This is a genomic window from Pseudoxanthomonas sp. J35 (genome assembly GCF_000513995.1).
Taxonomy (GTDB): domain Bacteria; phylum Pseudomonadota; class Gammaproteobacteria; order Xanthomonadales; family Xanthomonadaceae; genus Pseudoxanthomonas.
The window spans coordinates 174136-200801 of record NZ_AZVB01000001.1 but is presented as its reverse complement, the minus strand read 5'-3'; the positions used below and the strand labels follow the sequence as shown (position 1 = coordinate 200801).

34 protein-coding genes are annotated in these 26666 nt (G+C 72.0%); 6 read left to right on the top strand and 28 right to left on the bottom strand.

The genetic code is table 11. From position 1 onward, the window contains the following. Positions 1–100: 100 nt before the first annotated feature. From PSEJ35_RS0100980 to PSEJ35_RS0100905, 15 genes are all read right to left on the bottom strand, one after another. A complete protein-coding gene (locus PSEJ35_RS0100980; RefSeq protein ID WP_028916150.1) occupies positions 101–715 on the bottom strand; it encodes a DUF1294 domain-containing protein in 615 nt (204 codons plus the stop codon). Between the two features lie 10 nt (positions 716–725). After that, a complete protein-coding gene (gene mgtE / locus PSEJ35_RS0100975) occupies positions 726–2087 on the bottom strand; it encodes a magnesium transporter (RefSeq protein WP_028916149.1) in 1362 nt (453 codons plus the stop codon). A gap of 95 nt (positions 2088–2182) precedes the next feature. Next, complete coding sequence (locus tag PSEJ35_RS0100970; RefSeq protein WP_028916148.1) at positions 2183–3115, bottom strand: 2OG-Fe(II) oxygenase; 933 nt, start codon at positions 3113–3115, stop codon at positions 2183–2185. Between the two features lie 36 nt (positions 3116–3151). Beyond that, positions 3152–4867 carry a phosphoenolpyruvate--protein phosphotransferase gene (ptsP, locus tag PSEJ35_RS0100965; protein ID WP_028916147.1) on the bottom strand — a complete coding sequence of 572 codons (1716 nt, stop codon included), beginning with the start codon at positions 4865–4867 and terminating at the stop codon, positions 3152–3154. Positions 4868–4964: 97 nt separating this feature from the next. Then, the gene (locus PSEJ35_RS0100955; protein ID WP_024868180.1) at positions 4965–5234 is read right to left on the bottom strand and encodes an HPr family phosphocarrier protein; all 270 of its coding nucleotides are present in this window, start codon (positions 5232–5234) and stop codon (positions 4965–4967) included. After that, the gene (locus tag PSEJ35_RS0100950) at positions 5227–5619 is read right to left on the bottom strand and encodes a PTS fructose IIA component family protein (protein WP_028916146.1); all 393 of its coding nucleotides are present in this window, start codon (positions 5617–5619) and stop codon (positions 5227–5229) included. The genes PSEJ35_RS0100955 and PSEJ35_RS0100950 overlap by 8 nt, the downstream gene beginning before the upstream one ends. Before the next feature lie 99 nt (positions 5620–5718). Continuing rightward, entirely contained in the window at positions 5719–6591 is an 873-nt protein-coding gene (gene rapZ / locus PSEJ35_RS0100945) for an RNase adapter RapZ (protein ID WP_028916145.1), read from the bottom strand. Continuing rightward, a complete protein-coding gene (hprK, locus tag PSEJ35_RS0100940) occupies positions 6588–7541 on the bottom strand; it encodes an HPr(Ser) kinase/phosphatase (RefSeq protein ID WP_028916144.1) in 954 nt (317 codons plus the stop codon). Before hprK ends, rapZ begins: the two co-directional genes overlap by 4 nt. An 83-nt stretch (positions 7542–7624) precedes the next feature. Continuing rightward, positions 7625–7942 (bottom strand): ribosome-associated translation inhibitor RaiA, encoded by a 318-nt coding sequence (raiA, locus tag PSEJ35_RS0100935; protein WP_028916143.1) that lies wholly within the window; start codon positions 7940–7942, stop codon positions 7625–7627. A 55-nt stretch (positions 7943–7997) separates the two neighbouring features. Beyond that, positions 7998–9455 (bottom strand): RNA polymerase factor sigma-54, encoded by a 1458-nt coding sequence (locus tag PSEJ35_RS0100930; protein WP_028916142.1) that lies wholly within the window; start codon positions 9453–9455, stop codon positions 7998–8000. A 54-nt stretch (positions 9456–9509) separates the two neighbouring features. After that, positions 9510–10229: an LPS export ABC transporter ATP-binding protein gene (lptB, locus tag PSEJ35_RS0100925; protein WP_024868186.1), complete on the bottom strand. Its 720-nt coding sequence runs from the start codon at positions 10227–10229 to the stop codon at positions 9510–9512. Continuing rightward, positions 10229–10753, bottom strand: coding sequence for a lipopolysaccharide transport periplasmic protein LptA (gene lptA / locus PSEJ35_RS0100920; protein WP_028916141.1), 525 nt, complete (start codon positions 10751–10753; stop codon positions 10229–10231). Before lptA ends, lptB begins: the two co-directional genes overlap by 1 nt. Then, positions 10734–11291, bottom strand: a complete 558-nt coding sequence (gene lptC, locus PSEJ35_RS0100915) for an LPS export ABC transporter periplasmic protein LptC (protein ID WP_028916140.1) — start codon at positions 11289–11291, stop codon at positions 10734–10736. The genes lptA and lptC overlap by 20 nt, the downstream gene beginning before the upstream one ends. Further along, positions 11288–11857 (bottom strand): HAD hydrolase family protein, encoded by a 570-nt coding sequence (locus PSEJ35_RS0100910; protein ID WP_028916139.1) that lies wholly within the window; start codon positions 11855–11857, stop codon positions 11288–11290. The genes lptC and PSEJ35_RS0100910 overlap by 4 nt, the downstream gene beginning before the upstream one ends. A 26-nt stretch (positions 11858–11883) precedes the next feature. Further along, positions 11884–12897 (bottom strand): KpsF/GutQ family sugar-phosphate isomerase, encoded by a 1014-nt coding sequence (locus tag PSEJ35_RS0100905; RefSeq protein ID WP_028916138.1) that lies wholly within the window; start codon positions 12895–12897, stop codon positions 11884–11886. A 66-nt stretch (positions 12898–12963) separates the two neighbouring features. Between PSEJ35_RS0100905 and PSEJ35_RS0100900 the strand changes: the two genes are divergently transcribed. Genes PSEJ35_RS0100900 through PSEJ35_RS0100890 form a run of 3 tightly spaced genes read left to right on the top strand, consistent with a single transcriptional unit; the run spans position 12964 to position 14816 of the window. Beyond that, complete coding sequence (locus PSEJ35_RS0100900) at positions 12964–13194, top strand: BolA/IbaG family iron-sulfur metabolism protein (protein WP_028916137.1); 231 nt, start codon at positions 12964–12966, stop codon at positions 13192–13194. Positions 13195–13242: 48 nt separating this feature from the next. Beyond that, positions 13243–14517: a UDP-N-acetylglucosamine 1-carboxyvinyltransferase gene (murA, locus tag PSEJ35_RS0100895; protein ID WP_028916136.1), complete on the top strand. Its 1275-nt coding sequence runs from the start codon at positions 13243–13245 to the stop codon at positions 14515–14517. Next, a complete protein-coding gene (locus PSEJ35_RS0100890) occupies positions 14517–14816 on the top strand; it encodes a hypothetical protein (protein WP_028916135.1) in 300 nt (99 codons plus the stop codon). The genes murA and PSEJ35_RS0100890 overlap by 1 nt, the downstream gene beginning before the upstream one ends. A 33-nt stretch (positions 14817–14849) precedes the next feature. On the opposite strand, the gene PSEJ35_RS0100885 is transcribed toward PSEJ35_RS0100890, so the two are convergent. From PSEJ35_RS0100885 to purM, 5 genes are read right to left on the bottom strand one after another with little or no spacing between them, the layout of a single operon-like run. Next, entirely contained in the window at positions 14850–15542 is a 693-nt protein-coding gene (locus PSEJ35_RS0100885; protein ID WP_051412396.1) for a DUF3108 domain-containing protein, read from the bottom strand. Between the two features lie 2 nt (positions 15543–15544). Beyond that, a complete protein-coding gene (locus PSEJ35_RS0100880; RefSeq protein ID WP_028916133.1) occupies positions 15545–16339 on the bottom strand; it encodes a DUF3108 domain-containing protein in 795 nt (264 codons plus the stop codon). Between the two features lie 46 nt (positions 16340–16385). Beyond that, the gene (gene purN, locus PSEJ35_RS0100875; RefSeq protein WP_028916132.1) at positions 16386–17051 is read right to left on the bottom strand and encodes a phosphoribosylglycinamide formyltransferase; all 666 of its coding nucleotides are present in this window, start codon (positions 17049–17051) and stop codon (positions 16386–16388) included. Between the two features lie 43 nt (positions 17052–17094). Continuing rightward, entirely contained in the window at positions 17095–17529 is a 435-nt protein-coding gene (locus tag PSEJ35_RS0100870) for a hypothetical protein (protein WP_028916131.1), read from the bottom strand. Between the two features lie 7 nt (positions 17530–17536). After that, a complete protein-coding gene (gene purM / locus PSEJ35_RS0100865; RefSeq protein WP_028916130.1) occupies positions 17537–18667 on the bottom strand; it encodes a phosphoribosylformylglycinamidine cyclo-ligase in 1131 nt (376 codons plus the stop codon). An 80-nt stretch (positions 18668–18747) separates the two neighbouring features. Between purM and PSEJ35_RS0100860 the strand changes: the two genes are divergently transcribed. The 3 genes from PSEJ35_RS0100860 to hda are packed head-to-tail and all read left to right on the top strand — an operon-like array spanning position 18748 to position 21724. Next, positions 18748–19839, top strand: coding sequence for a DUF2066 domain-containing protein (locus PSEJ35_RS0100860; RefSeq protein ID WP_037081968.1), 1092 nt, complete (start codon positions 18748–18750; stop codon positions 19837–19839). Then, entirely contained in the window at positions 19836–21017 is a 1182-nt protein-coding gene (locus PSEJ35_RS0100855; RefSeq protein ID WP_028916128.1) for an AI-2E family transporter, read from the top strand. Before PSEJ35_RS0100860 ends, PSEJ35_RS0100855 begins: the two co-directional genes overlap by 4 nt. After that, positions 21014–21724 (top strand): DnaA regulatory inactivator Hda, encoded by a 711-nt coding sequence (hda, locus tag PSEJ35_RS0100850; RefSeq protein WP_037081965.1) that lies wholly within the window; start codon positions 21014–21016, stop codon positions 21722–21724. The genes PSEJ35_RS0100855 and hda overlap by 4 nt, the downstream gene beginning before the upstream one ends. A gap of 12 nt (positions 21725–21736) precedes the next feature. On the opposite strand, the gene PSEJ35_RS0100845 is transcribed toward hda, so the two are convergent. From PSEJ35_RS0100845 to PSEJ35_RS0100810, 8 genes are all read right to left on the bottom strand, one after another. Next, the gene (locus tag PSEJ35_RS0100845; protein WP_028916126.1) at positions 21737–22222 is read right to left on the bottom strand and encodes a hypothetical protein; all 486 of its coding nucleotides are present in this window, start codon (positions 22220–22222) and stop codon (positions 21737–21739) included. 29 nt (positions 22223–22251) lie between these two features. Beyond that, entirely contained in the window at positions 22252–23025 is a 774-nt protein-coding gene (locus tag PSEJ35_RS0100840) for a PDZ domain-containing protein (RefSeq protein WP_028916125.1), read from the bottom strand. After that, positions 23016–23516, bottom strand: coding sequence for a hypothetical protein (locus tag PSEJ35_RS17375; RefSeq protein WP_028916124.1), 501 nt, complete (start codon positions 23514–23516; stop codon positions 23016–23018). The genes PSEJ35_RS0100840 and PSEJ35_RS17375 overlap by 10 nt, the downstream gene beginning before the upstream one ends. Positions 23517–23527: 11 nt before the next feature. Continuing rightward, positions 23528–23911, bottom strand: a complete 384-nt coding sequence (locus tag PSEJ35_RS0100830) for a hypothetical protein (RefSeq protein ID WP_028916123.1) — start codon at positions 23909–23911, stop codon at positions 23528–23530. After that, positions 23908–24447: a sigma-70 family RNA polymerase sigma factor gene (locus PSEJ35_RS15030; RefSeq protein ID WP_051412392.1), complete on the bottom strand. Its 540-nt coding sequence runs from the start codon at positions 24445–24447 to the stop codon at positions 23908–23910. Before PSEJ35_RS15030 ends, PSEJ35_RS0100830 begins: the two co-directional genes overlap by 4 nt. 38 nt (positions 24448–24485) lie before the next feature. Continuing rightward, entirely contained in the window at positions 24486–25181 is a 696-nt protein-coding gene (gene murU / locus PSEJ35_RS0100820) for an N-acetylmuramate alpha-1-phosphate uridylyltransferase MurU (RefSeq protein WP_028916122.1), read from the bottom strand. Beyond that, entirely contained in the window at positions 25178–26194 is a 1017-nt protein-coding gene (locus PSEJ35_RS0100815; RefSeq protein ID WP_028916121.1) for a phosphotransferase, read from the bottom strand. Before PSEJ35_RS0100815 ends, murU begins: the two co-directional genes overlap by 4 nt. A gap of 166 nt (positions 26195–26360) precedes the next feature. Next, complete coding sequence (locus tag PSEJ35_RS0100810; protein WP_037081961.1) at positions 26361–26630, bottom strand: GlsB/YeaQ/YmgE family stress response membrane protein; 270 nt, start codon at positions 26628–26630, stop codon at positions 26361–26363. Positions 26631–26666 lie beyond the last annotated feature (36 nt).

Sequence of the window (26666 nt, the reverse complement as noted above, 5' to 3'; positions counted from 1 at the left end):
GCTCGGCAGGCAGGCAAGCAGGACACGGAGGGACCACCGGAACATGGGACGGGCCTGGTCTGGAACCGGGGGCAGGATAGGCGCTGCGGCGTGCACGGGATCAGAACAGGCCCAGCACCCAGCCCCAGAACACCGCCGCGTTCGCCAGCACCGCCAGCCAGAAGCCGATCCGGTAGGACAGCTTGCGGGTCTTGTGGCGCAGGACCTGCTGGGCCACGGCGGCGCCGGGCCAGCCGCCGAGCAGTTCCAGCAGGTGCAGGGTGCTCTCCGGGATGCGCCAGCGGCCGTGCCGGGCCGCCTGCTTGTCCAGGATGCAGGCGATCCATGCCACGCAGCACAGGCACAGCAGCACCAGCGGGACCAGCGGCTGCAGGCGACTGGACTGCAAGGCCCAGCCCAGCGCGACCAGGTGCGCGGCCACGGCCAGCCACACCGCCCAGGCGTCGCCACCGCCGGTGCGTTTCGTGGAGCCGGTTGGTGGCGTCGCCGCCGGGCGACGCGGGGCGACCGCGCGGCGCACCGCGTCGGCGCGCCAGCGTCCGTCCTCCTGGCGCCGGGCGCTGTAGCGGACCAGCTCGCCCGCTTCCGGGCGGCGCCCGTCCTGGCGGTACTCGCGGACATGGAAGAACACCCGCGGCGCGTCGGCCTGGAGCGGCTGGATGAAACCGTAGCCGCGATCCCCGTTCCATTCGGCGACCTTGCCCAGCTGCTCCATCGCCCCGGCCTCAGTGCAGCAGGATCAGCGTGGCCAGGCCGAGGAAGCAGAAGAAGCCCATCACGTCGGTGACCGCGGTGACCACCACCGTGCCGGCCACCGCCGGGTCGATGTTCATCCTTCGCAGCAGCAGCGGCAGCAGCACGCCGGCGCTGGCGGCGGCGCAGAAGTTCAGCACCAGCGCCAGCGCGATCACCAGCGACAGCAGCGGGCTGCGGAACCAGACGAAGGCGATCACGCCGACGATCCCGCCGATCAGCACGCCGTTGATCAGGGCGACGCGGATTTCCTTCCACATCAGGATGCTGGCGTTGCTCGAGCCGACCTGGCCCAGGGCCAGGCCGCGCACCATCAGGGTCAGCACCTGAACCGCGGCGTTGCCGCCGATGCCGGCCACGATCGGCATCAGCACCGCCAGCGCGACCACCTTCTCCAGGGTCGCCTCGAACTGGCCGATCACGCCGGCGGCCATGAACGCGGTGAACAGGTTGATGCCCAGCCACACCACGCGGCCGCGCACGGCGCGCCGCACCGGCGAGAACAGGTCCTCGTCCTCGTCCAGGCCGGCGGCGCCCAGCGCCTGGTGCTCGGCCTGCTCGCGGATGATGTCGACCACGTCGTCGATGGTGATGCGGCCGAGCAGGATGTTGTTCTCGTCCACCACCGGCGCCGAGACCCAGTCGTGGTCGGAGAACTTGCGCGCCACTTCCTGCGCGCTTTCGCCCACGTCGATCGCCGGCTGCTCGTCGTCGATCAGGCGGTTGATCGGGGTCGAATCCTCGTGGGTCACCAGCGCGGCCAGCGGCACGCGGCCCAGGTACTGGTGGCGGCGGCTGACCACGTACAGGTGGTCGGTGTGGTCGGGCAGCTCGCCGCGCAGGCGCAGGTAGCGCAGCACCACGTCGACGTTGACGTCGGCGCGCACGGTGACCACGTCCGGGTTCATCAGGCGGCCGGCGGTGTCCTCCGGATAGGAGAGAACCTGTTCGAGGCGCTCGCGGTTCTCGCGGTCCATCGACTTGAGGACCTCGTCGATGACCGTGTCCGGCAGGTCCTCGACCAGGTCGGCCAGGTCGTCGATGTCCAGGTCCTCGACCGCGGCGACCAGCTCGTCCGGGTCCATGTCCGCGATGAGGCTCTCGCGCACCTCGTCGCCGACGTGCAGCAGCACCTCGCCGTCGTCTTCCGGGTCGACCAGGCCCCAGACCACCTCGCGCTTGCCGGGCGGCAGCGACTCGAGCAGGTTGCCGATCTCGGCGGGGGAGAGGGTGTTGACGAGCCGCCGCACCGGGCCAAGGCGGCCGCTGTCCAGCGCATCGGACAGCATGCGCAGCTGGCGCGCGGTCTTGTCGTGGCGGACGGCTTCGGCCATGCGCGGCTCCAGTGGCGGGCGGGGGTGCCGCGGTGGAGGTGCGCGGCAGGTCAGGCGTTCATGCGCGCATTATCGCCCATGCCGTCGCCGGGCGGCTACTGCGGTCGCTGGCGCCGCACCCGGTAGCGCGCCCAGCGCCGGCGCAGCGCGCCGGCCAGGCGGTTGAGCGCGGTGCGCTCCAGTTCGGCCTGCAGGCGTTCGATCTCCCGGTACAGGCGGCGGTTGTGGCCTGTCTGGTTGGTGACCAGCGCATCGAGCTCGTCGCGGTCGGCCCGGGTGAGCGTGTAGCCGGCGACGAAGCGGTCGGGCAGGCCGCGGTCGACGTAGACGGTCGAGTGGGTCGGGCCGGTTTCCTCGGCCGGACGCTCCTCGGTGTAGAAGTACAGCGCCAGCGAGCGGCGGCTGGTGCCGGCGTGTTCCGGTGGCAGGGTGATGCGGCGGAAGCCGTGCCAGCTGTGCTCGGTGGTCTCGAAGATCACGCAGCGGTTGAACAGCGGCAGGACCTCGACCACCTCGTCGTTGGCCGCATCGTACGGGTCGCGGTGCAGTTCCAGGGCGCCGCCCCATTCCGCCCGCCAGTCCGGGTTGAGGTAGACGATCAGGTTCAGGCGCCGGTGCCAGCCGGTCGCCGGGTGGTGGTTGAAGTCGACGTGCACGTCCAGTGCCTGGCCGTGGCGGTTCTCGTGGGTGCCGCCGCCGAAGTACATCGGGTCGTAGAGCAGGCCGGGGATGCCGGTGATGCGGCCGACCAGGGCGAGGAACTCCTCCGAACGCGCGAGGTCGTCCAGCGCGGCGTAGTCCTCGCCGAGCCCGCGCAGCCGGTCGTGGGTGGACTTGCCGCCGGGGCGGCCGTCCTCGTCGAGGTGGTTGCCGCGCTCGAAGGCCGGGAAGCGCTCGAGCAGGCGCCGGGCGAAACCATCGTCGAGGAATCCGTCGATCACGCAGTGCCGGAACGGGCGTGCGCCGGCGAAAGCGCGGCGTATCTCGTCCTCCCGGCCGAGCACGGCCGGGTCGATCAGGTGCAGCATCGGTTACGTTCCCCCTGTTACTCGTTACGTCCGGGCTCAGGCCATGGCCCCGGCCAGCCAGCGCTCGATCCCGTTGCGGTCGCGCGCCTGCAGCAGTTTGCCTGCCTGCGCGCGCAGATGCTCCAGCCGGCAGTCGCGGATGGCCCGGCGCAGCTCCAGCAGGGTGGCCGGGTGCAGGCTGAACTCGCGCAGGCCCAGCGCCAGCAGCAGCGGTGCCATCCGCGGGTCGCCGGCGATCTCGCCGCAGACCGCCACCGGCGTGCGCGATTCCTCGCCGGCGCGGATCACGTGCGCCAGCAGGCGCAGCACCCCCGGGTGCAACGGCGAATAGAGGTCGCCGAGGGCGTCGTTGTTGCGGTCCACCGCCAGCAGGTACTGGACCAGGTCGTTGGTGCCGATCGACATGAAGTCGACCGCGTCGAGCAGGCCGTACACGCCGATGGCCGCGGCCGGCACCTCGATCATCGCGCCCAGTGGCGGCATCTCCACCGCGATGCCCTGTTTGCGCACCGCGGCCACCGCGCGGGCGAGGCGGCGGCGCACCAGCATCACCTCCTCGCGGCAGCTGACCATCGGCACCAGCACCCGCACCGGCCCGTAGGCGGCGGCGCGCGCGATGGCGCGCAGCTGGGTGTCGAACACCTGGTCGTACAGCAGCGACAGGCGCACGCCGCGCACGCCCAGCGCCGGGTTGTCCTCGTTGGCCAGGCTCAGCCCGGTGCGGTCGGCCTTGTCCGCGCCCAGGTCCAGGGTGCGGAAGGTGACCGGGCGCCCGCTCATGCCCAGCACCGCATCGCGGTAGACTTGGAACTGTTCGTCCTCGTCCGGCAGCTCGTTGCGCTGCAGGAACAGGAACTCGGTGCGGAACAGGCCGACCCCGGCCGCGCCCAGCGCGTGCGCGCGGCCGACGTCCTCGCGCGACTCGGCGTTGGCGTGGAGGGCGATGTCGACGCCGTCGAGGGTGCGGGTGGGCTTGCTGCGCAGGCGCTCCAGGTCGCGGCGTTCGCGCGCTTCCTGCTGTTCGCGCCGGTGGTAGCGGCGCAGGTCCTCGGCGTCCGGCTCGACCACCACCGTGCCGGCCTCGCCGTCGACCATCACAACGTCGCCGTCGTTGATCCGGGCCAGCGCCTCGGACGCGCCCACGACCAGCGGCAGGTGCAGGCTGCGGGCCAGGATCGCGCTGTGCGAGAGCGGGCTGCCACCGGAGGAGACGATCGCGACCACGCCCTGGGCCAGCAGCTGCGCCACCTCCGACGGGGCGACGTTGTCGCAGACCAGTACCTCGCCGGCGGTGCCGCGCGGCACCGGTTCGCGGCGGTGCAGGTGGGCGTTGATCCGGCCGATGACGTGGTCCAGGTCGTCCAGCCGGCTCTTCAGGTACGGGTCGTCCATCGATTCGAACACCGCGGCCAGGCGGTCGCGCTGCAGGCGCAGCGCGTAGGCGGCCGAGTAGTGCTCGTTGCGGACCAGGCCGTCGAGCGCGGACACCAGCTCCGGGTCGTCCAGCAGCAGCGCGTGCAGGTCGATGAACTCGACCGCCTCCCTGGACAGCGCGCCCTGCAGTTTCACCCGCAGCGCGCGCATTTCCGAACGGGCGGCCTCGAGCGCCTCGTGCAGGCGCTGCGCCTCGGCCGCGACCTTGGCCGCGGGCACGTGCTGTTCGGCGATCTCCAGCACGTGCGGCAGGCGCACGCGGGCGCGGCCCAGGGCCAGGCCGCGGGACGCGCCATGCCCGGCGAAGGCCTGCCTCACCGGTCTGTCTCCTGGAGGGGGATGGGGAGCGCCGTGCCGGCGACGGAGGGCGCGACGAAGGACGGCCGAGCGCGGTGGTGGCCCGGCGCGACCATGTTCAGGCGTCCTCGTCGAAGCGCCGCTCGAACAGCGAAGTGATCGCCTCCATGGCGGCGGCCTCGTCCTCGCCTTCGGTACGCACGGTGATCGGGGTGCCCTGGCCGGCCGCCAGCAGCATCACGCCCATGATGCTCTTCGCGTTGACCTCGCGTCCCTTGGCCTGGAGGGTCACCGCGCAGCGGAACGGAGCCAGCTCCTGCACCAGCTTGGCGGTGGCCCGGGCATGCAGGCCCAGGCGGTTGGAGACGGTGAGTTCACGTTCAAGCATCGTCGATGATCGCTCCATTGCGCGTGCCCGCCGCCGCGGTGGCGGGCAGGTCGTCCAGTCCCTGTTCCGGATAGTTCATTACCCGCAGCAGCATCGGCAGGCTCAGCGCCGCCACCCGCCGTACCGGCGTTCCCAGTCTGGCCACCTTCGCCGCCAGGTTGCTGGGGCTGGCGCCGTACAGGTCGGTAAGCACGAGGACACCGTCCCCCTGGTCCACCCGGCGCAGCGCCGCCGAAGCCGCGGGCAGCAACTGGTCGAGGTCGGCGTCGAACGGGACTTCGAAGGCTTCCGCCCGCAGCGGCAGGGTGCGCAGGAGGGTGGTCGCCACCGACAGCAGCGCGCTGCCGACGCCGGGATGGGTGATCAGGAGGATGCCACAGGCCATGGTGGAAAGTTAACAGACGCCCGTGACCGGCGTCAGTGTTACCGATCATGGCCTTGCGTCTGGAACCGGTACCACGGCGCCGGTCGCGCCGGCGGCCGGTCAGTCCTGCTCGCGGTGGTAGGTCGCGACCTCTTCCCAGCCCTGGTCCCGGGCGTGGGCGGCCAGGCGCTCGGCCAGGTAGACCGAGCGGTGCTTGCCGCCGGTGCAACCGAAGGCCACGGTCACGTAGGCCCGGGTCTCATTGCGCAGGCGCGGCAGCCAGGTGTCGAGGAAGCCCGAGACCTGGGCCACGTAGGTGGCCACCTCGGGGTCGGCGTCCAGGTAGTCGCGGACCCGGGCGTCGCGGCCGCTGAGCGGGCGCAGGTCGGGGTGCCAGTGCGGGTTGGGCAGGACCCGCGCGTCGAACACGAAGTCCGCTTCCTCCGGCACCCCGCGCTTGTAGGCGAACGATTCGAACAGCAGCGACAGGCCCGGGCTCTGCTCCAGGGCGAAGCCGGTGATCACCAGGCGGCGCAGCTGGTGCACGTTGAGCGCGCTGGTGTCGATCACCGCGTCGGCCTCGCCGCGCAGCGGCGCGGTGAGCTCGCGTTCGCGGGCCAGCGCTTCCGGCAGGGACAGGCCCAGGCGGGTCAGCGGGTGGCGGCGGCGGGTGTCGGCGAAGCGGCGCAGCAGCACCTCGTCGCCGGCCTCGAAGAACAGCAGGCGCGCGTCCACGCCCAGCGAGTCGGCGATCGCGCGCCATTCGGCCAGGCGGGTGAGGTCGCTGTTGCGGCTGCGCACGTCGATGCCCACGGCCATCCGCTGGGGCAGGCCGTCGGCGCTGACCATGCTGCGCACGAACGCCGGCAGCAGGTCCACCGGCAGGTTGTCGGCGCAGTAGTAGTCCAGGTCCTCGAAGGTCTTCAGCGCCACCGACTTGCCCGAGCCGGACAGGCCGCTGACGATCACCAGGGCGGGCTGGCCGGCGTTCATGAGCCGCGCCGCTCCAGCAGGCTGCTGTGGCGGGCGATGAACATCGCCGCCGGGTCGATGCCCTTGGTGCGCAGGATGTGCAGGCGGGTGGCGGCTTCCGTGAGCACCGCCAGGTTGCGGCCCGGCATCACCGGCAGGGTGATCAGTGGCACGTCCAGGTCCAGCACGTGGCGGGTGCCGGAATCGCCGGTCAGGCGCTCGTAGCCATGGGGGTTGGGCTCGGTCATCGGCCGGGTCAGGTGCACGATCAGGCGCAGGTACTTGTTCTTCTTCACCGCGGTGTCGCCGAACATCTCGCGCACGTTGAGCACGCCCAGTCCGCGCACTTCCAGCAGGTCCTGCAGCAGCTCCGGGCAGGTGCCGTCGAGCACGTCCGGCGCGATCTGGGTGAACTCCGGCGCGTCATCGGCGACCAGGCGGTGGCCGCGGCTGAGCAGTTCCAGCGCCAGCTCGCTCTTGCCCGACCCGGCCTCGCCGGTGATCAGCACGCCGATCGAATAGATCTCCATGAACACCCCGTGCAGGGTGACCCGCGGTGCGAGCGTGCGCGCCAGGTGGTAGGAGAGGTGGTTGAGCAGTTCATGCCCGCGCTTGGGCGAGACCCACAGCGGGGTGTCGCTTTCCTCGGCGGCGGTACGCAGGTCCTCGGGGCAGGACTGGTTCTTGCTGATCACCAGCGCCAGCGGGCGGAACTGGATGATCTTCTCGATGGTTTCCCAGCGCAGGCGCGCGTCCAGCGAATCGAGCCAGGCCAGTTCCTCGCTGCCGAGGATCTGCACCTTGTTGGGGTAGACGGCGTTGAGGTAGCCGGCCAGCGAGGGGCGGCGGGCGTTGGTGTCGCCGGATTCGATGCTGCGGTTGCCACCGCCCTGGCCGGCCAGCCAGCGCAGCCCGAGTTTCTCCTGCTGCTGCTCGAACAGTTCGCGCGCGGTGATGCTGGCGTTCCTCATGCGGCCCTGGCCTCGGCTGGGAAGTGCGCGCATTGTCGCCCAAACCGGTGGCGCGTGGGCCACCGGCGGGCGCGCCAGCGGGGTCAGAGGGCGTCGGACACCGCCCGCGGGGCGTGGCGGTCCTGCTGCTTTTCCTTGTGCTTTAGGATCAGGCGGTTGAGCTTGTCGGCGAGCACGTCGATGGCCGCGTACATGTTCTCGCCGGCGGCGTCGGCGTGCATGGTCCTGCCGGGGACGGTGACGGTGGCTTCGGCGCGGTGGTCGGGCTTGCTCACGGCGAGCTGCACGCGGACCTCGATGGGCTGGTCGAAATGGCGGTCGAGGCGCTGCAGCTTGCTCTCGACATATTCCTGCAGCGCGGGCGTGATCTCCAGCTGCTGGCCGTAGGTTTCGATGCGCATCATGTACCTCCTGGTCGTTGCCGCGTGGGCGGCTCCGCCGGGGGCGGTATCCGATTCAGGCGATCCGGACCCGCTCGTGCGAAGCCGAAATGTTCATGGCTTCACGATACTTCGCCACGGTCCGCCGCGCCACCGGAATTCCAGCTTCCTTGAGCAGGTCAGCCAGCTTGGCGTCAGACAACGGCTTGCGCGGGTTCTCCCCTTCGATGAGACGGCGGATCATGGCCTGGATCGCGGTGCTGGACGCCTCGCCGCCGCCCTCGGTGTCGATGCCGGATGCGAAAAAAGCCTTGAGCGGCAGGGTGCCGCGCGGGGTGCGCACGTACTTGCGCGCGATCGCGCGGGAAACGGTGGATTCGTGCAGGTCGATCTCCGCGGCGATCTCGCGCAGGGTCAGCGGGCGCAGCGCCTGTTCGCCGAACTCGAGGAAGCCGGACTGCATGCGCAGCAGGCAGCGCATCACCTTCAGCAGGGTCTCGCCGCGCGCCTCCAGGCTCTTCAGCAGCCAGCGCGCCTCCTGCAGCTGGGTGCGCAGGTAGCCGGCGTCGCTTTCGCCGCAGCGGCGGATCATCTGTTCGTAGCCGCGGTGGATCGACACCTTCGGCATCGCCTGCTGCGACAGCGCCACCTTCCACACGCCGCGCTGGCGCCAGACCACGCAGTCGGGGATCACGTAGGCGTCGGTTTCCACCTCGCCGATCTGCTTGCCCGGGCGCGGGTCCAGCGAGCGCACCAGCTGCACCGCCTGTTCGACCTCGTCGACCGCGGCGTGCAGTTCCTGGGCGATGCCGGCCACGCCGCTGCGCGGCAGGCGCTCCAGCGGGCCGTCGACGATGCGCAGGGCGAGGGCGCGGCCGGGCGTGCATCCGGGCAGCACTTCCAGCTGCAGGCGCAGGCATTCGCCGAGGTTGCGCGCGGCCACGCCGACCGGGTCGAAGCGCTGCAGCTGGTGCAGCACGGTGAGGATCTCGTCCTCGTCGGCCACGGTTTCCGGCAGCAGGGTCTCGGCGATCGCCGACAGCGGCTCGCGCAGGTAGCCGTCCTCGTCCAGGGCGTCGATCAGCGCCGCGCCGATGCGGCGGTCGCGTTCGGACAGGTGCGACAGGTGCAGCTGCCAGAGCAGGTGGTCGGCAAGGTTCTCCGGCTCGGCCATGCGCTCGGCGGCGTCCTCGCGGTCGTCGTCCTGGCCGCCGCCACCGCCGCTGCCGGAACTCCCTTCCCAGACACCGCCCTCGTCGGGCGACCAGTCGTCGGTGGCCTCGCGGATCGCGTCGGCCTCGCCGTCGGCATGTTCGCGGTCGCCGTCGCCCTCGCCCGGGGGCGAGCCGTCGGCCGGCGCGGCGGCGTCGTAGCCTGCGTCCTCGGACCACTCCAGCAGCGGGTTGGTCTCAATCGCCTGGGTGACCTCGGCCTGCAGTTCGAGGGTGGACATCTGCAACAGGCGGATGGCCTGGCGCAGCTGCGGCGTCATGACCAGGTGCTGTCCCAGCGATGTCTGCAGCCGTGCCTTCATGTCCCTGCCAGGTTGGGTGCCATGGGCTGCCGGCCAGCCGGGGGTGCGGGCGGACTACAGGCGGAACGCGTCCCCGAGGTACACCCGGCGCACGTCCGGGTTGGCCAGCAGTGCGTCCGGCGCCCCCTGCGCCAGCACGCTTCCTTCGTTCAGGATATACGCCCGGTCGCAGATTCCCAAGGTCTCGCGGACGTTGTGGTCCGTGATCAGGACCCCGATGCCCCGGTTCTTCAGGTGGGTGACGATGCGCTGGATCTCGCCGACCGAGATCGGGTCGACGCCGGCGAAGGGTTCGTCCAGCAGGATCAGGCGCGGCCTGGCGGCCAGGGCGCGGGCGATCTCGCAGCGGCGGCGCTCGCCGCCGGACAGGCTGGCGCCGAGCTGGTCGGCGACGTGGCCGATCTGCAGTTCGTCCAGCAGCGAGGACAGCTCGCGCTCGATGCCTTCGCCGTCCAGGTCCTCGCGCAGCTGCAGGACCAGGCGCAGGTTGTCGGCCACGGTGAGCTTGCGGAACACCGAGGCTTCCTGCGGCAGGTAGCCCACGCCCAGGCGCGCGCGGGTGTACATGGGCTCGCCGGTGATGTCGCGGCCGTCGAGCACGATGCGCCCGGCGTCGGCGGCCACCAGGCCGACGATCATGTAGAAGCAGGTGGTCTTGCCGGCGCCGTTGGGGCCGAGCAGGCCGACCACTTCGCCCGCGTCCAGGCTCAGCCCGAACTCGCGCACCACTTCGCGCTGGCGGTAGCGCTTGCGCAGGCCCTCGGCGACCAGCATCAGTTGCCCCCGTCCTTGGCCGGCGCCTGCGCGCGCGGCTGGATCACCGTGCGCACGCGGGTGCCGTCGCCGCCGCTCTGCATCTGCCCGGTGGCCATGTTGTAGACCATGCGCTGGCCGCTGTTGCTGCCGCGCGGCGACTCGATCCTGAAGTTGCCGGTCAGGGTCAGGATCTCCTTGCGCGGCTCGTAGACGATGCGGTCGGCGCGTGCGTTCATCATCGTGCCGTCGTCCAGCTCCTGGCGCATGGTGGCCTGCTTGCCGGTGAGCACTACCTGGTCGACGTCGCCGCCGCGGCGCAGCACCTCGGCGCGCGAGGCGCGCACGTCCAGGGTGCCCTGGCGGATGATCACGTTGCCGGAGAACACGCACTTGCTGTTCTCGTCGGCGACGTTGCAGTCCTGGTGGTCCGACTCGAGGTCCATCGGCTGGTTGCGGTCGGCGGAACGGGCCGCGGCCAGCCCGGGGACCAGCAGCAGGCAGGCCAGGGCCAGTGCGGTCCCTCTAGCGCTTGGAGAGCTCATAACGGACCTTGACTTGGGAAAGCAGGCGGTAATTGCGGTTGCGGAGGTCGGCTTCCATGCCGACGCCGGTCTGGATGATACCCGGCTGGGTCAGGGTGACGCGGTCGCCGGTGCGCGCCTGGTGGGTGTCCGGGAGCAGTTCCAGCCATCCGGTGCGCAGGGACACCTGCGAGGGATTGTCGCCTTCGCCGTCGCCGGCGACATTGCCCTCGAGGCGGGCCAGGTCGCCGCCCGGCGCCACCCAGCCGCGGTCGGCGCTGAGCCGCCACATGCCTTCGTGCGCGGGGACCAGGAACACCGGCTCGGTGATCGCCAGGCTCTCGTCCTCGCGGCTGCGCTGCAGTTCCGGTGCCTTCAGGCGCACGGATTCGGTGCCTTCGCGGGACAGGGTGACCATTTCGAAGTCGCGCAGCACGTAGTCGGAACGCTGCCCGGCCTCGACGGGGGCGGCGCCGCGATCGCGCATGCGCCAGGCCGACCAGCCGCTGACAATGGCAGCGGCCAGCAGGACCAGGCCGAGGACGGTGCGCCAGCTCATGCGCGACGTCCGTCGCGCGCGCCGTGGCCGCCGGCGAGGATGTCGCCGACGTGGCCCTGCGCGGCCAGCAGCACGTCGCAGACCTCGCGGACCGCGCCTTCGCCGGCGTTGGCGCGGGTGCGCCAGTGCACGATCTCGGCGATCCACGGATGCGCGGTGGCCGGCGCCACCGCCAGGCCGACGGCGCGCAGGCAGTCCAGGTCGGGCAGGTCGTCGCCGACGAAGCAGGTCTGCTCGCGCGACAGGCCGTGCCGGGCGATCAGCTCGTCCATGCAGGCCAGCTTGTCGAGCACGCCAATGTGCGTTTCCAGCCCCAGGTCCGCGCCGCGCTTCTGCGCCACCAGGCTGGGCCGCGCGGTGATCAGCGCGACCTGGAAGCCGAACCGGCGCAGCTGCACCAGGCCCTGGCCGTCGAGCACGCTGAAGGACTTCATCTCGTTGCCGGCGCTGTCGAAATACAGGCGGCCGTCGGTCAGGGTGCCGTCCACGTCCAGGCACACCAGGCCGATGCGGCGGGCGCGCTCGTGGATGTCGGGGGCGACGGTCGCGAGGGGGTCGTAGGGCACGTAGGGGTCCGTATGCAGGAAGCCGGTTAAACCACGCGCGCGCGCAACAGGTCGTGAATGTTGAGCGCGCCCACCGCGCGGCTGGCGTCGTCGACCACGATCAGGCCGTTGATGCGGTGCTGCTCCATCAGCCGCGCCGCCTCGGTGGCCATCTGCCCGGCGCGGATGGTGCGCGGGTTGCGGGTCATCACTGCGTCGATCGGGGTGCCGCGCACGTCCACGCCCTGGTCAAGCGCGCGGCGCAGGTCGCCGTCGGTGAAGATGCCGAGCAGGCGGCCGTCGTCGTCGACGATGCCGGTCATGCCCAGGCGCTTGCGGCTCATTTCCACCAGCGCCTCGGCGACGGTGGCGCCGGTGCGGACCGCCGGCAGCGCCTCGCCGCCGTGCATCACGTCGTCGATGTGCAGCAGCAGGCGGCGGCCGAGGCTGCCGGCCGGGTGCGAGCGGGCGAAGTCGTCGGCGGTGAAGCCGCGCGCCTCGAGCAGCGCGACCGCCAGCGCGTCGCCGAGGGCGAGGGTGGCGGTGGTGCTGGAGGTCGGCGCCAGGTGCAGCGGACAGGCCTCGGCCGGCACCGACACGTCCAGGTGGACGTCGGCCTCGCGCGCCAGGCTGGACTGCGGGCGCCCGGTCATCGCGATCACCGCGTTGCCCTGGCGGCGCAGCGCCGGCAGCAGCATCAGGATCTCGTCCGATTCGCCTGAGTAGGAGATCGCCAGGACCACGTCGGCGTCGGTGATCATGCCCAGGTCGCCATGGCCGGCCTCGCCGGGATGGACGAAGAAGGCCGGGGTGCCGGTGGAGGCGAGGGTGGCGGCGATCTTCCGTCCGACATGGCCGGACTTGCCCATGCCGGTGGCGACCACGCGGCCGGTCCCGGCCAGCACCAGTTCGCAGGCGCGGGCGAAGTCGTCGCCGATGCGGGCGCCGACGGCGGCCAGGGCCTGGCCTTCGATTTCCAGCACGCGACGGCCGCTGGCCACCAGTCCGGCGGGGTCGGCGGAGACGGGGCGTGGGGCTGCCGGGAGTGGGGACTGGCTCATGCAGGGCTCGGTCCGGAACGGCCGGATTCGCTAGAATGCGGGGCTTCATTCTAGGCCAAGCGCTACATGGACGCCGACACCATCCGCCGCATGATCGAAGACGGCCTGCCTGGCGCGCGTGCGCAGGTGCATGGCGACGACGGCGTGCACTTCGAGGCCACCGTGGTCTGCGAGGCTTTCCGCGGCAAGCTGCCGCTGGTCCGCCACCGCATGGTCTACGCCACCCTGGGCGAACTGATGGGCGGGGCGATCCACGCCCTGGCCCTGAAGACCGTCACCCCCGACGAGGCGGCCTGAGCCGTCCCGCCACCGCCCCCCGCGGGCGCCCGGATACAGCAGGTTCCAATGCAGAAGATCGTAGTCAGCGGTGGTACGCCGCTCCACGGCGAAGTCGCCATTTCCGGCGCGAAGAACGCCGTCCTTCCCATCCTCTGCGCGACACTGCTGGCCGATGCGCCGGTGGAGGTGCTCAACGTCCCCTACCTGCACGACGTGGTCACCACGATCAAGCTGCTGCGCGAGCTGGGCGCCGGGGTCGAGCTGGAGCGGGGCACGCTGGCGCGCGGCAGCCGCCTGGTGGTCGACCCGTGCAGCGTGGACCAGCACGTGGCGCCCTACGAGCTGGTCAAGACCATGCGCGCCTCGATCCTGGTGCTGGGCCCGCTGCTGGCCCGCCACGGCGCCGCCGAGGTCTCGCTGCCGGGCGGCTGCGCGATCGGCTCGCGCCCGGTCGACCAGCACATCCGCGGCCTGCAGGCGCTCGGCGCGGAGATCAGCGTCGAGAACGGCTTCATCAAGGCCCGTGCCGAGCGCCTCCGGGGCGGCCGCTTCGTGTTCGACATGGCGACGGTGACCGGCACCGAGAACGTGATGGCCGCGGCGACCCTGGCCGAGGGCACCACCGTGCTCGAGAACGCGGCGATGGAGCCGGAGATCACCGACCTGGCCGAATGCCTCAACGCGCTGGGCGCGCGGATCGAGGGCGCCGGTACCCCGCGCATCACCATCCACGGCGTCGAGCGCCTGGGGGGTGGCCGCCACACGGTGCTGCCGGACCGCATCGAGACCGGCACCTTCCTGGTCGCCGCGGCGATGACCGGCGGCCGCATCACCGCGCTCAACGCGCGCGCGGATACCCTCGACGCGGTGCTGGTGAAGCTGGCCGAGGCCGGCGCCGAGGTCACCACCACCGCCGACAGCATCACCCTGGACATGCACGGCAGGCGGCCGAAGGCGGTGAGCCTGACCACCGCGCCTTACCCGGCGTTCCCGACCGACATGCAGGCGCAGTTCATGGCGCTCAACTGCATCGCCGATGGCGTGGGCGTGATCAGCGAGACGATCTTCGAGAACCGCTTCATGCACGTCAACGAACTGCTGCGCCTGGGTGCGGACATCCGTGTCGACGGGCATACGGCGATCGTGCGCGGCGTGCCGCAGCTCAGCGGCGCACCGGTGATGGCCACCGACCTGCGCGCCTCCGCCTCGCTGGTGCTGGCCGGCCTGGTCGCCAGCGGCGAGACCACCATCGACCGCATCTACCACCTGGACCGCGGCTACGAGAACATCGAGGAGAAGCTCGGTGCGCTCGGCGCCCGCATCCGCAGGATCGACGGCTGATGCTGCTGCGGGGCAAGCTGACGCCGCGCCGCAAGCTGCTGCTGGCCCTGCTGGCGGCGCTGCTGCTGCTGGTCGGGTGGATGGGCTGGGTCGGGATGGCGGTGACCCGTGGCGTCGAGACCCGCGACATGGACTGGGACGGCGACGGCACGGTGACCCGCGCCGAGATCCTGCAGTCGTTCTACGCGGTGACCGCGGAGCGTTCGCGCGAAGGCAACCGCGAATGCACCACGTTCCGCCGGTTCTCCGGCGGCGAGGCGATCCGGGTGGATTGCCGCACGGTGTTCCGCGAGGAGTAGGCGGAGCGGGCGCCGTGGCCGGCCCCGGCGGGTTCAGCGCACCGAGCGCAGGACCAGGTTGATCGTGTCCATGCCGTTCTCGCGCTGCAGGACCCGTGCCGGCACCGGCAGCTCCGGCACGATCCACACCAGCATCTCGCGCTTGTCGGTGCGCCGCACCAGCTTGGTCGCCTGCTTGCTGGCGCCGCCGATGGTGACCGCTTCCTTGCCGGCCACTTCCCACTCCATTTCGCGCACGCGGCCCTCGTCGACCATGCGGTACCTGAGCGGGCGCCCGGCGGCCAGGTCACGGACCACGGCCAGGTTGATCAGCAGCGCGTCCATGTCGCCGGGCTGCAGTTTCACCGGGCCCCGGCGCTCCGGCTTGACGTCGCCGCTCCAGGTGGCGGTGCCGGCCTTCCAGTCGTAGGTCGCGTCGACGTTCTTCTTCTTGAACACCGCCGCCGAGCGGTCGCTGCTGCTGAGCGGACGCAGCCGGCCCTGGTGTTCCTCGAATACCGTGTTCTGGCTCAGGTCGGCGACCTGGTTGCGGATGGACAGGCTGTACTTCCAGCGGTTGCCGCCTTCCTGCGCCAGGCTCATGGTGCCGGTGGCCTGCATGCCCAGGTAGCTGGCCTGGTAGTCGGCGGTGAACGGCTCCAGCGACGCGGCCTGCGCGGTGGTGGCGGCCAGCGCCAGCAGCACGGCCAGCCAGGGGGCGTAACGGAAGCGGATGCGTCGCAACATTTTCAGGCTCCTCGGTATTCGACCAGGCGCAGGTCGATCTCGTCCTCGCCATCCTTGCGCTGCAGGATGCGGACGGGGGTGGGCACGCCACGGGCGACCCACAGGACGGTCTCGTCGCCGGGCTTGTCGGTGCGGGCCACGCGCAGGGCGTCGTAGCTCATGTCGCCGACGGCCATGATCTCGGGTTCGGCGGAGACCACGTAGGTGTGGTCGCGGGCGCGGCCCACGTCCACGAGGCGGTAGTGCAGGGTATCGCCGGGATCGGCGTCGCGCATGATCGCCAGGTTGAGCAGCAGCGCGCTCATGTCGCCGGGCTTCAGGGCCAGCGGCTGGCGGCGGTCCTTCTTCAGCTTGCCCTGCCACTGCGCCTGCATGCGCGACCAGTCGTAGGTGCCGGTGGCGCGCTGGTCGAACAGCAGTGCCTTGCGCACCGTGCTCTGGCTCAGCGGCCGGTAATACCCGCCGGCCTCGTCGAAGACCGTGCTCTGCTCGATGCGCAGGCGGGTGGCGCCGGCGATGCCGCGGTCGCCCAGGATCGACAGGTCCAGCCGCCAGCGTCCGTCGCCCGTGTGCACCAGCTGCATGCTGGCGTTGCCGGCCGGCTTGCCCTGGTAGTGCGCCTCATAGGTCGCGGAGAACGGCTCCAGCGCCCGCGGCGGCTCCGCGGCTGCGGGCGCCTCGACGGCCGGTCCGTCCGGCTGCGCGCCGGCACCGGCGAGGGCAGCCGCATGCCAGCCGGCGCCAAGCAGGCACAGGCCGAGGATCGGGAGGCGGAAGAGGTTCGCGGGAATGGGCATGCAGGCGGATCGGCAGGAAAGGCTGCAGCATGCCCGGATCAGCGGCTCAGCCGCGTGATTCCGGATGCAGGATGCCAGCGGAATCTAGTTGCAGCGGTCTAAACAGGGTCTGACCATCGACCCGGACCTGGCCGTCCTGTTCAGCCAGGCGGCCGGATGCGGCGAGGGCCATGACTGCGACCACCAGCCGGTGTTCATGCGGGAGCAGGCGTGCGGCCAGCGTTTCGGGCGTATCGCCGGCCTCGACCGGGATGCGCACCTGCGCCACCACCGCGCCGGCATCCAGCTCCGGCACCACGAAGTGCACGCTGGCGCCATGCTCGGCGTCGCCGGCTTCCAGCGCCCTCGCGTGGGTATGCAGGCCCTTGTACAGCGGCAGCAGCGAAGGATGCACGTTCAGCAGGCGGCCCTCGAAGCGGCGCACGAAGGCGTCGCCGAGGATGCGCATGTAGCCGGCGCAGAAGATCCAGTCCGGCCGCAGGGCCGCCACCGCGTCGCCAAGCGCGGCGTCGAACGCGGCGCGGTCGGGGAAGGCGCGCGCGTTGGCGCTCCAGCGCAGCGGCTCGGGCACCTTGGCCAGCGCCGGCGCGCCGGGGCGGTCGGAGAGCACGCCCACCACCTCGGCGCCAAGGCGGCCATCGGCGATCGCATCGAGCAGGGCCTGCAGGTTGCTGCCGCGGCCGGATACGAGCACGGCGATGCGCGCGCTCATGCGGCGGCTCCCGCGGCCGGGAGGCGGGCGGACACCGGCGGCATCACGATTCCGGGAACAGTGCGCGGACCCGCGGCCGGGTCAGCACCACCAGGGTGAACACGCCCAGCACCGTGCCCAGCGGCATCATCATGCAGGACAGGGCGGCGACCACCAGGCACAGCAGGTGCCGGCGGCGGCGGGCGATGCAGCGGCCGGCGTAGACCATCAGGCCGGCAAGGGTCAGGCCGAACCCGATCATCAGCGAGGCGATCGCCACGAAGATCCAGCCGACCATCCGCGGGTCGAACGGGGCCGCGCCGGCGTCCTCCATCGGCAGGCGGCCGCTGACGATGGCCAGGCCCATGACCAGGTGGATCACCGGGAACAGCGCGAACAGGCCGGTGATGCCGCCGACCACGTAGTGGAATACCGACAGCAGCTGCAGGTGGCGCAGGTCGTCGGCCGTCGCTTCCAAGGGGGGCGGCGCGGTGTCCACGGCCGGATCAGCCGATGCGGACGCGTTCGCCGTCGCCGCTGGCGCGCACCACCTGGCCGATCGCACGGTGGGCCAGGCCCTGCGCGTCCAGGCTGGTGGACACCGCGGCGACCGCGTCCTGCGGCAGCACCAGCACGAAGCCGACGCCACAGTTGAAGGTGCGCCACATCTCCACGTCGGCCACCGCGCCCTCGCGCTGCAGCCAGTCGAACACCGGCGGAAGCACGATCGCCGAGGCCTCGATGTCCAGGCCCAGGCCTTCGGGGATGACCCGGATGATGTTCTCGGTCAGGCCGCCGCCGGTGATGTGGGCCATCGCATGGATCGCCTCGCCGTGTTCGCGCAGCAGCGCCAGCACCGGCTTCACGTACAGCCGGGTCGGCGCCATCAGCGCGTCGACCAGTTTCGTCCCGTCCGCCAGGACCGCCCCGGCCGGGCGGCCGGCGCGGTCGTAGATCCTGCGGATCAGCGAATAGCCGTTGGAATGCGGGCCGGAGGAGGCGATGCCCAGCAGCACGTCGCCCTCGCGCACCCGGGCGCCGTCCAGCAGCTGCGACTTCTCCACCGCGCCGACCGCGAAGCCGGCCAGGTCGTACTCGCCCGGCGGGTACATGTCGGGCATCTCGGCGGTCTCGCCGCCGATCAGGGCGCAGCCGGACTCCTCGCAGCCGCGGGCGATGCCGCCGACCACCGCGACGGTGGTGTCCACGTCGAGCTTGCCGGTGGCGAAGTAGTCGAGGAAGAACAGCGGTTCGGCGCCCTGGACCAGGATGTCGTTGACGCACATGGCCACCAGGTCGATGCCGATGGTGTCGTGGCGGCCCAGCTGCTGGGCCAGCTTCAGCTTGGTGCCGACGCCGTCGGTGCCGGAGACCAGCACCGGCTCGCGGTACTTGTTGGACAGGTCGAACAGGGCGCCGAAGCCACCCAGGCCGCCCATCACCTCGGGGCGGAAACTGCGCCGCACCAGCGGCTTGATCCGTTCGACGACCTCGTTGCCGGCGTCGATGTCCACGCCCGCGTCGCGGTAGGTGAGAGGGGCGGGCGTCGGGGTCTGGCTCACGTTCAGGGCCTGCGGCAGCGCTAGCGGGAAGGCGCGCATTCTACCAGCCGCGTCCGCCCGGCGGCCGGGCAGCAGCGGCGCCTTCGCGTCTTGATTGGCGCGATACGGGCATTCGGGCAACAATTCACCGCATCCGCCCCCGGCAAGGACACCGCATGCGAGCCCACCGCGCTACCGCTGGCCTGACCCCGCTGCTGTGGCTGTGCCTGGCGCTGGGCGCGGCCGCCGTGCCCGCCCGCGCCCAGGACGGCCTGCGCACCGAGGGCGACGTGGCCCGCGCCGAGGGCCTGTACGCGGCCGAGGTCCCGGTCAACAGCCAGACCGCCGAGGCCCGCGAGGCCGGCTATGCGCGCGCGCTGGCGCGGGTGCTGGAGAAGCTGTCCGGCGATGCGGGGGTGGTGAACCGCCCGGGCGTGGCCCAGGAACTGCGCAACGCCCGCAACTACGTCGATTCCTACGACTTCCGCCAGGACCAGGGAGTGGGCGCGACCGGCGCGACCACCTTCCGCACCATGCTGGTGGTGCGCTTCAGGCCCGAGGCGGTGGACGGGATGGTCGCCGCGCTGGGCCTGCCGGTGTGGCCGCAGCCGCGGCCCAAGCCGGTGCTGTGGCTGGCGATCGACGACGGCAGCGGCCCGCGCCTGCTGACCACCGCCCAGGTCAACGCCGCGCGCAGCGTGCTCGACCGTGCACAGGAGCGCGGCTTCCGCCTCGGCCTGCCGGCCGGGGCGGCCGCCGAGCAGGCGGCGGTCGGCGCGATCTGGCGCAACGATCCGGCGGCGGTGGCCCGCGCCTCGGCGCGCTACAGCCCGCCGATGCAACTGATCGGCAAGCTGTACCGCAACGGCCCCGGCTGGACCGCCGACTGGACCTTCGTCGACGCCGGCCGCGTGCTGGCCACGCGCACGGTGAACGAGGCCGATGCGCGCCGCGCGATCGCCTCCGGCGCCGACGTGGCTGCCGACGCGCTGGTCCAGCGCTACGCCAAGGCGCCGCCGTCCGAGCCGGCTGGCACCTACCGCCTGGTGTTCACCGGCCTGCACAGCGCCGAGGACTACCTGCGCCTGTCGGCGGCGCTGCAGCGCATGCCGGTGGTCCGCGGGATCGTGCCGGCGCGCGCCGAGGGCGACCGCGTCGAGTTCGACCTGGAACTGCTGACCGGGGTGTCCGGCTTCAACCGCATGCTCGGCCCCGACGCGCCGGTGGTGGCGGTGGAAGGCGCGACCGCGGAGTACCGCATCCGATGAGCGCCACGCCCGACAACACCCCCGAATACGAGATCGCCCGCTTCCTGCGCCAGCTGCGCTGGCTGGCCGTGGGCCTGGGCGCGCTGTGGCTGCTGTGGATGCTGGCGCCGATCCTGACCCCGTTCGTGCTCGGCGCGCTGCTGGGCTGGCTGGGCGACCCGCTGGCCGACCGCCTGCAGCGGCGGGGCTATTCGCGCAACGTCGCCGTGGGCCTGGTGTTCTTCCTGATGACCCTGGTCCTGCTGCTGGCGCTGCTGATCCTGGTGCCGTTGCTGGAACGGCAGGTGCGCACCCTGGTCGAGGCCGCGCCGGGCTACCGCGACTGGTTCATGCAGGTCGCGCTGCCGTGGCTGGAGGCGAAGACCGGGATGGACCTGCTGGGCTGGTTCGATACCGAACGCCTGTACGGCTGGGTCCGCGAGCACTGGAGCCAGGCCGGCGGCTTCGCCGCGACCCTGTTCGGCTACCTGTCGCGCTCGGGCGTGGCGATGATCGCCTGGGTCGCCAACGTGGTGCTGGTGCCGATCCTGACCTTCTACTTCCTGCGCGACTGGGACCTGCTGGTGGAGCGCGTCGCCTCGCTGGTGCCGCGCGACCACGTCGGCACGGTGTCGCGGCTGGCGCGTGAATCCAACGAGGTGCTCGGCGCGTTCCTGCGCGGCCAGTTCCTGGTGATGCTGGCGCTGGGCGCGATCTACGCGATCGGCCTGCAGCTGGTGGGGCTCAAGCTCGGCGTGCTGATCGGCCTCATCGCCGGCCTGATCAGCTTCATTCCCTACCTGGGTGCGACCACCGGCGTGGTCCTGGCGCTGGTGGCGGCGCTGGTCCAGGCGCAGGGCTTCGACCTGAAGCTGCTGGCGCTGGTCGGCGTGGTGTTCACGGTCGGCCAGCTGCTGGAGAGCTACGTGCTGACCCCGCGCATCGTCGGCGACAAGATCGGCCTGCACCCGATGGCGGTGATCTTCGCGATCCTGGCCGGCGGCCAGCTGTTCGGCTTCCTCGGCATGCTGCTGGCGCTGCCGGTGGCGGCGGTGGCCAACGTGCTGCTGCGCTTCGCCAACGAGCGCTACCGCCAGAGCGGGCTGTATACCGGCGACCATCCGGCGATCCTGCTGGATCCGTACGTGGACACCGGCGCGGTCGAGGAAGCGGCGGTGCGGGAGCGGAGCGAACCGTGAGTGGTGCTCCCGGGGCCACGCCCCAGCTGCCGCTGTCGCTGAGGTATCCGCCGGACCAGCGCCTGGAGGGTTTCGTGCGCGCGCCCGAAGGCGCGATCGCGCAGCTGCGCGCGCTGGCGCGCGAGGCCGGCGCCGACTGGCTGTACGTGGAAGGCGCCAGCGGCACCGGCAAGACCCACCTGGGCCTGGCGCTGTGCGCCGAGGCCGAGCAGACCGGGCGCCGCCCGGCCTACCTGCCGCTGCGCGCGGCCGCCGGCCGCCTGCACGAGGCGCTGGAAGCGCTGGAGGCGGCCGACGTCGTCGCCCTGGACGGGCTGGAGGCGGTGGCCGGCAACCGCGACGACGAGGTCGCGCTGTTCGACTTCCACAACCGCGCCCGCGCCTCCGGCCGCGGCATGCTCTACCTGGCCTGCGCCAGCCCCGCGCTGCTGTCGCTGGTGCTGCCGGACCTGCGGTCCCGGCTGGGCCAGTGCACGCGCATCGCCCTGGCCACGCTGGACGACGAGGGGCGCCGCGAGGTGCTGCGCGACCGCGCCCGCCGCCGCGGCCTGGTGCTGGAGGAAGCGGCGATCGACTGGCTGCTGACCCGCACCGGCCGCGACCTGGCGCAGCTGCTGGCGCTGCTGGAGCGGATCGACCGCGAATCGCTGGCGGCGCAGCGCCGGGTCACCGTGCCGTTCCTGCGTCGCGCGCTCGGCCTGGACTGAGCGCGCGCGGGCTCACGGGCAGCGCTCGGCGCGCTCGTCCCACACCACCGGTTCCCAGTAGGCGTTGTCGCGGATGCTCTGCGCGTCCAGGCGGTCGCGCAGCAGGCGTGCGCCGATGGCGTAGCTGACGCCCGGCTTCACCTCGACGGTGAAGGTCTTGTACGCGCGCTGCATCTCCAGCTTCTTCATCCGCTCGATCTGGGCGATGGCGGCGCTTGGCAGCCAGTTCGCCTCGATCCGGTCGGCGACGGTGAGCACGCGCTGGCCGGGCTGGACGCGATGCCGCGGCACCGGGTGCAGCGGCGTGCTGTCGCCGTCGATGCGGGTGATCTCCACACGGAAGATGTCCTGGCTGCGCGGCACGGCCGGGCGTTCGCCGGTCACCCAGCCGCAGGTGCTGGTGGCGTCGCCGGGCAGCGGCGGGGTGTCGGCGCGGGCGAGGGCGGCCGGCTGCGTGGCGGCCAGCATCACGGCGAGCAGCAGGATCGGTCGGTTCATGGTCGTTCTCCTGGACCTGGGGGACTGCCTCAGCGGCAGGGTTCGCTGCGTGCCTGCACCACGACCGGCTGCCACACCGGCGCGTTGCCCGGCGCGGTCGGGCCGTGGATGCGGCCGGCCAGCACGTAGCGGGTATCGGCGGCGACGTCGATGACGACGGCGCGCGACGCGTAGCTGTTCAGGGCGCGGGAGCGCTGCGCGGCAGGCGGGACGTGCTCGCGCACGATCACCACGCGTGGGCCGGGCGGAAGCCGGTACGGCTCGCTTCCATCGGCCGGGACGCCGCGACCTTCGACCTGGACGATGTCCACCGCCAGCAGGCCCGTCGGCAGCGTGCCGCCGGGCGGGTACGTGGCGACCAGGCCGCACTGCGCCGAGCCGGTCGCGCGTTGCAGGTCGGCGGTGCCCGCCAGGTCGAGTTCTTCGCCGTCGCGCCGCACGCGTACCTGCAGGCGGCCGTCGCCAGCCTGCAGCGCACGCGCCAGCGCCTCGCGCGGCGCGTCCACGCCAGCCAGGGCCTGGCCGTTGAGCGACAGCAGGCGGTCGCCGGCGCGCAGGCCGAGCCGGTCGGCGGCGCCGCCCGGTGTCACCGCCATCACCCGCAGGCCTTCGGCCTGGGGACGCCGCACGTCGACCACCGCGCCCAGCTCGAAGGCGTCGCGCGGGGCCTGCGTCGCAACCGGCGCAGGCTGGGCCAGTACGCCCGGTGCCCAGGACAGGCACAGCGCAGCCAGCAGCAGCGCGCGGCCGCGATGGCGGCCGGGCGGCGCGGTGTGCCTGGAAGGGGAAGGGTTCAGCGGCATGCCTGCGGGATCTCCTCCCACACCACCGGGTGCCAGTACTCGTTGTCGCGGATGCTTTCCGGGTCGAGGCGGTCGCGGCGCAGGTGCACGCCGATGCGGTAGAGCCGGTCGGCGCGCACGTCGAGGATCAGCGGCTTGTAGATCTCGCCGAAGCTGCGTCGGCGCTTCATCTTCTGGATCTGCACCTGCTTGGCGCTGCCCAGGCGATAGGACGGGATGTTCTCGGCGACCACCAGCACGTGCTTGCCCGGCTGCAGGCGGTAGGTCTCGCGCACCGCGTTGATGCCGTCGTTGTCGATGCGCATGATCACGCCGGGAAACAGGTCCATGCTCTCCGGGACCGGCCGCGCGGCGCTGCTGACCAGGCCGCATCCGGGCGTGTCGACAGGCACGCCGTCGACGGGGATCGCCGGATAGGCCTGCGCGTACGCGGCGCCCGGCATGGCGGTGGCCAGCAGCAGGAGCAGGGCACGGAGCGGGATCTTCGACATGGAACCTCCGGTCAGATGCTGCTGCCGGGACGACCGCCGCCGTCCAGCTGCGCGGCCAGGGCCTGGCGCACTTCCCACAGCGGCGCCAGTTCGTCGTCGCTGGCACCGCGGTCGTAGGCGACCTGCAGGGCGCGGTCGAGCGCGCGCAGCTGCGCGTCGACGTCCGGCGTGGCCTGCACGATCGCCGGTGCGTCCACCGCCGGCTGCGGCGGTTGCAGGCGCGGCCACAGCGCCACGACCAGCAGCGCGGCCAGTCCGAACGACGCGGCGCCGGCGACGACGCGCCGTTGCCGGCGCTGGCGCCGGCGCGCGGCGAGCACGCGCGGCCACAGGTCCGGCTCCGGTGGTTCCGGCAGCGACTGCAGCAGTTCGTGGAGGCGGTCGGGGGGGGTCATGCTTCGTTCTCCGGATCCAGGCCGGCGCGCAGGCGGGCCAGCGCGCGGGACAGGATCGACTTGGACCAGCTCGGGCTGCGCCTGAAGCGCTGCGCCAGTTCCTCGTGCGACCAGCCTTCCATTTCGTGCAGCCATACCAGGGTACGGACCAGCGGCGGCAGCCGTCGCAGCAGGGCATCGGCTTCGGCGAGGGTGGCCGGCGGCGCGGCCGCGTCGACCGCTTCAGCCAAGGCCTGGTCGTCGGACAGGCGGTGTTCGCGGCGCAGGCGGTCGATCGCCAGGTTGGCGGCCACGCGCTTGAGCCACGGACGCAGCGGGGTGTCGTCGCGCAGGCCGGAGAGGAAGCCGAACATGCGCAGGAAGGTCTCCTGGACGATGTCCTCGGCCGCGGCGTTGTTGCCGGTCAGGCGCAGGGCCAGGGCATGGATGGCGCGGGCGTGCTCGCGGTAGATGGCCTCGAACGCGGCGTCGTCGCCGCGCCGTGCCCGGCGCAGTCGTTCCGTTTCGCTTGCCTGGTTCCCTGGCGGTTCGCCCATCGTCCTGCCATACGTAGCCGGCGGCCGGACCGTCGCAGTCAGCCCGCGCGCAGTTGCCGGTCCAGCGCCTGCAGGCGCTCCGGCGTGCCGACGTCGGTCCAGCGGCCGCGGTGGTGTTCGCCGCTGGCCGCGCCGCGCGCCATCGCCGCGCGCAGCAGCGGGGCGAGGCGGAAGCGCGGCGGATCGCCGGGATCGCGGTCGACGGTCTGGCGCCAGCCCAGCAGCAGCGAGGGCCGGTACACGCCGATGCCGGAGAAGGTGAGGCGGGCGCCGCCGTCGGCATGCACGCGGCCTTCGGTGTCCAGCACGAAGTCGCCCTGCGGGTGGTGCCGCGGATTGTCGACCAGGACCAGATGGGCGTCGCCGGCCGGTTCGCGCGGCAGGCGGCCGAAGTCGTAGTCGGTCCAGATGTCGCCGTTCACCGCCAGGAACGGATCCTCGCCCAGCAGCGGCAGGGCGTGGAGGATGCCGCCGCCGGTTTCCAGTGGGGTGGGGCCTTCGTGGCTGTAGTGCAGGCGCAGGCCCCAGGCCGCGCCGTCGCCCAGCCGTTCCGGGAAGCGGTCGGCGAGCCAGGAGGTATTGACCACGACTTCGCGCACGCCCAGCGCCGCCAGCTTCTCCAGGTGCCAGGCGATCAGCGGCTTGCCGCCGGCCTCGAGCAGGGGCTTGGGCGTGTGGTCGGTGAGCGGGCGCATGCGTTCGCCCAGCCCGGCGGCGAAGACCAGGGCCTTCATGCCGCGGCCTGCCTGGCGTCCAGCGCCGGGCGGATGCGCGCGTCGAGCAGGCGCCGCAGCGGTTCCAGCTGCGGATAGCGCGGCAACACCTCGTCGAGGTAGGCGATGAAGCGCGGCACGTCCGGCAGGTAGCGGCTCTTGCCGTCGCGGTAGTGCAGGCGGGCGAAGATGCCGAGGATCTTCAGGTGGCGCTGCACGCCCATCCAGTCGGCGTCGCGCAGGAAGGTAGCCAGCGCCGGCACCGGCAGGCCGGCGGCCGCGGCGCGCGCGTGGTAGCGCGCCAGCCAGCCGTCGACGCGCTCCAGCGGCCAGGACAGGAAGGCGTCCTTGAACAGGCTCATCGCGTCGTAGGCGACCGGGCCGATCACGCAGTCCTGGAAGTCGAGCACGGCCGGGCCGGGTTCCACCGGCATCAGGTTGCGCGGCATGAAGTCGCGGTGCACCAGCACGCGCGGCTGGCCGAGGGCGTTGTCCATCAGCCGGCGCTGCACCAGCTGCAGCGATTCGACCTCGCCGCAGTCCAGTTCGATGCCCAGGTGGCGGCGCAGGAACCATTCCTCGAACAGGCCTGCGTCGCGTTGCAGCAGCGCCTCGCCGAACTCGCCCATGCCCTCCGGCGGGGCGATCGCCTGCAGGCGCAGCAGCTGGCCGACGGCGGCGTCGAACCAGGCGTCGGCGTTGTGCGCGTCGATCACCTGGGCGAGGGTGGGGCCGCCAAGGTCTTCCAGCAGCAGGAAGCCGAGTTCGACGTCGCGCGCCAGCACCTGCGGCACGCGCACGCCGCCGCTTTCGAGGAGGTCGCGCATGGCCAGCCAGGGGCGCACGTCCTCCAGCCCTGGCGGCGAATCCATCACGATCCGACTGGGGCCGCTGCCCTGGCTGCGCCAGTAGCTGCGGAAGCCGGCATCGACCGAGGCGCGCTCCAGCGTGGCATGAGGATCGCCGAGCGCGCCGCGGGCCCAGTGGAGCCGCTGCGCCTCGCGTCCGGAAGCCGCCTGTTCGTCGCTGGCCATGCCGCAGCCCTGGTGCCCGTATGAAAGTGCACAGGGTAACCGGCGCGCCCACGGGCCGCGAGCGGTGCTGGCGCCGCCGCGCGCAATCCATGCGCCCCGCCGCGATCGCGACGCGCGAGAAGCGGAAGCCCCGCGCGTGGCGGGGCTTCCTGTCACGCGTCCGGCCTCAGGCCTTTTTCCTGCGGAGCATTCCGTACAGGACCAGCAGCACGATCGCGCCGACCACCGAGGCGATGAACCCGGCCGGCTCGCCCGGTTCGTACCAGCCCACCAGACCGCCGATGTACCAGGCCAGCAGCGCACCGCCGATGCCCAGGATGATGGTCCAGAACAGGTTGAGCTTGTCGTTGCCCGGCTTGATCGCCCGGGCCAGCAGTCCGGCGATGAGCCCGATGAAGATCGTCCAGATGATGCCGCCACCAAAGATCTGTTCCATTCGCAGACTCCGGTTTGGGGATGTGGGGGCGGGGCC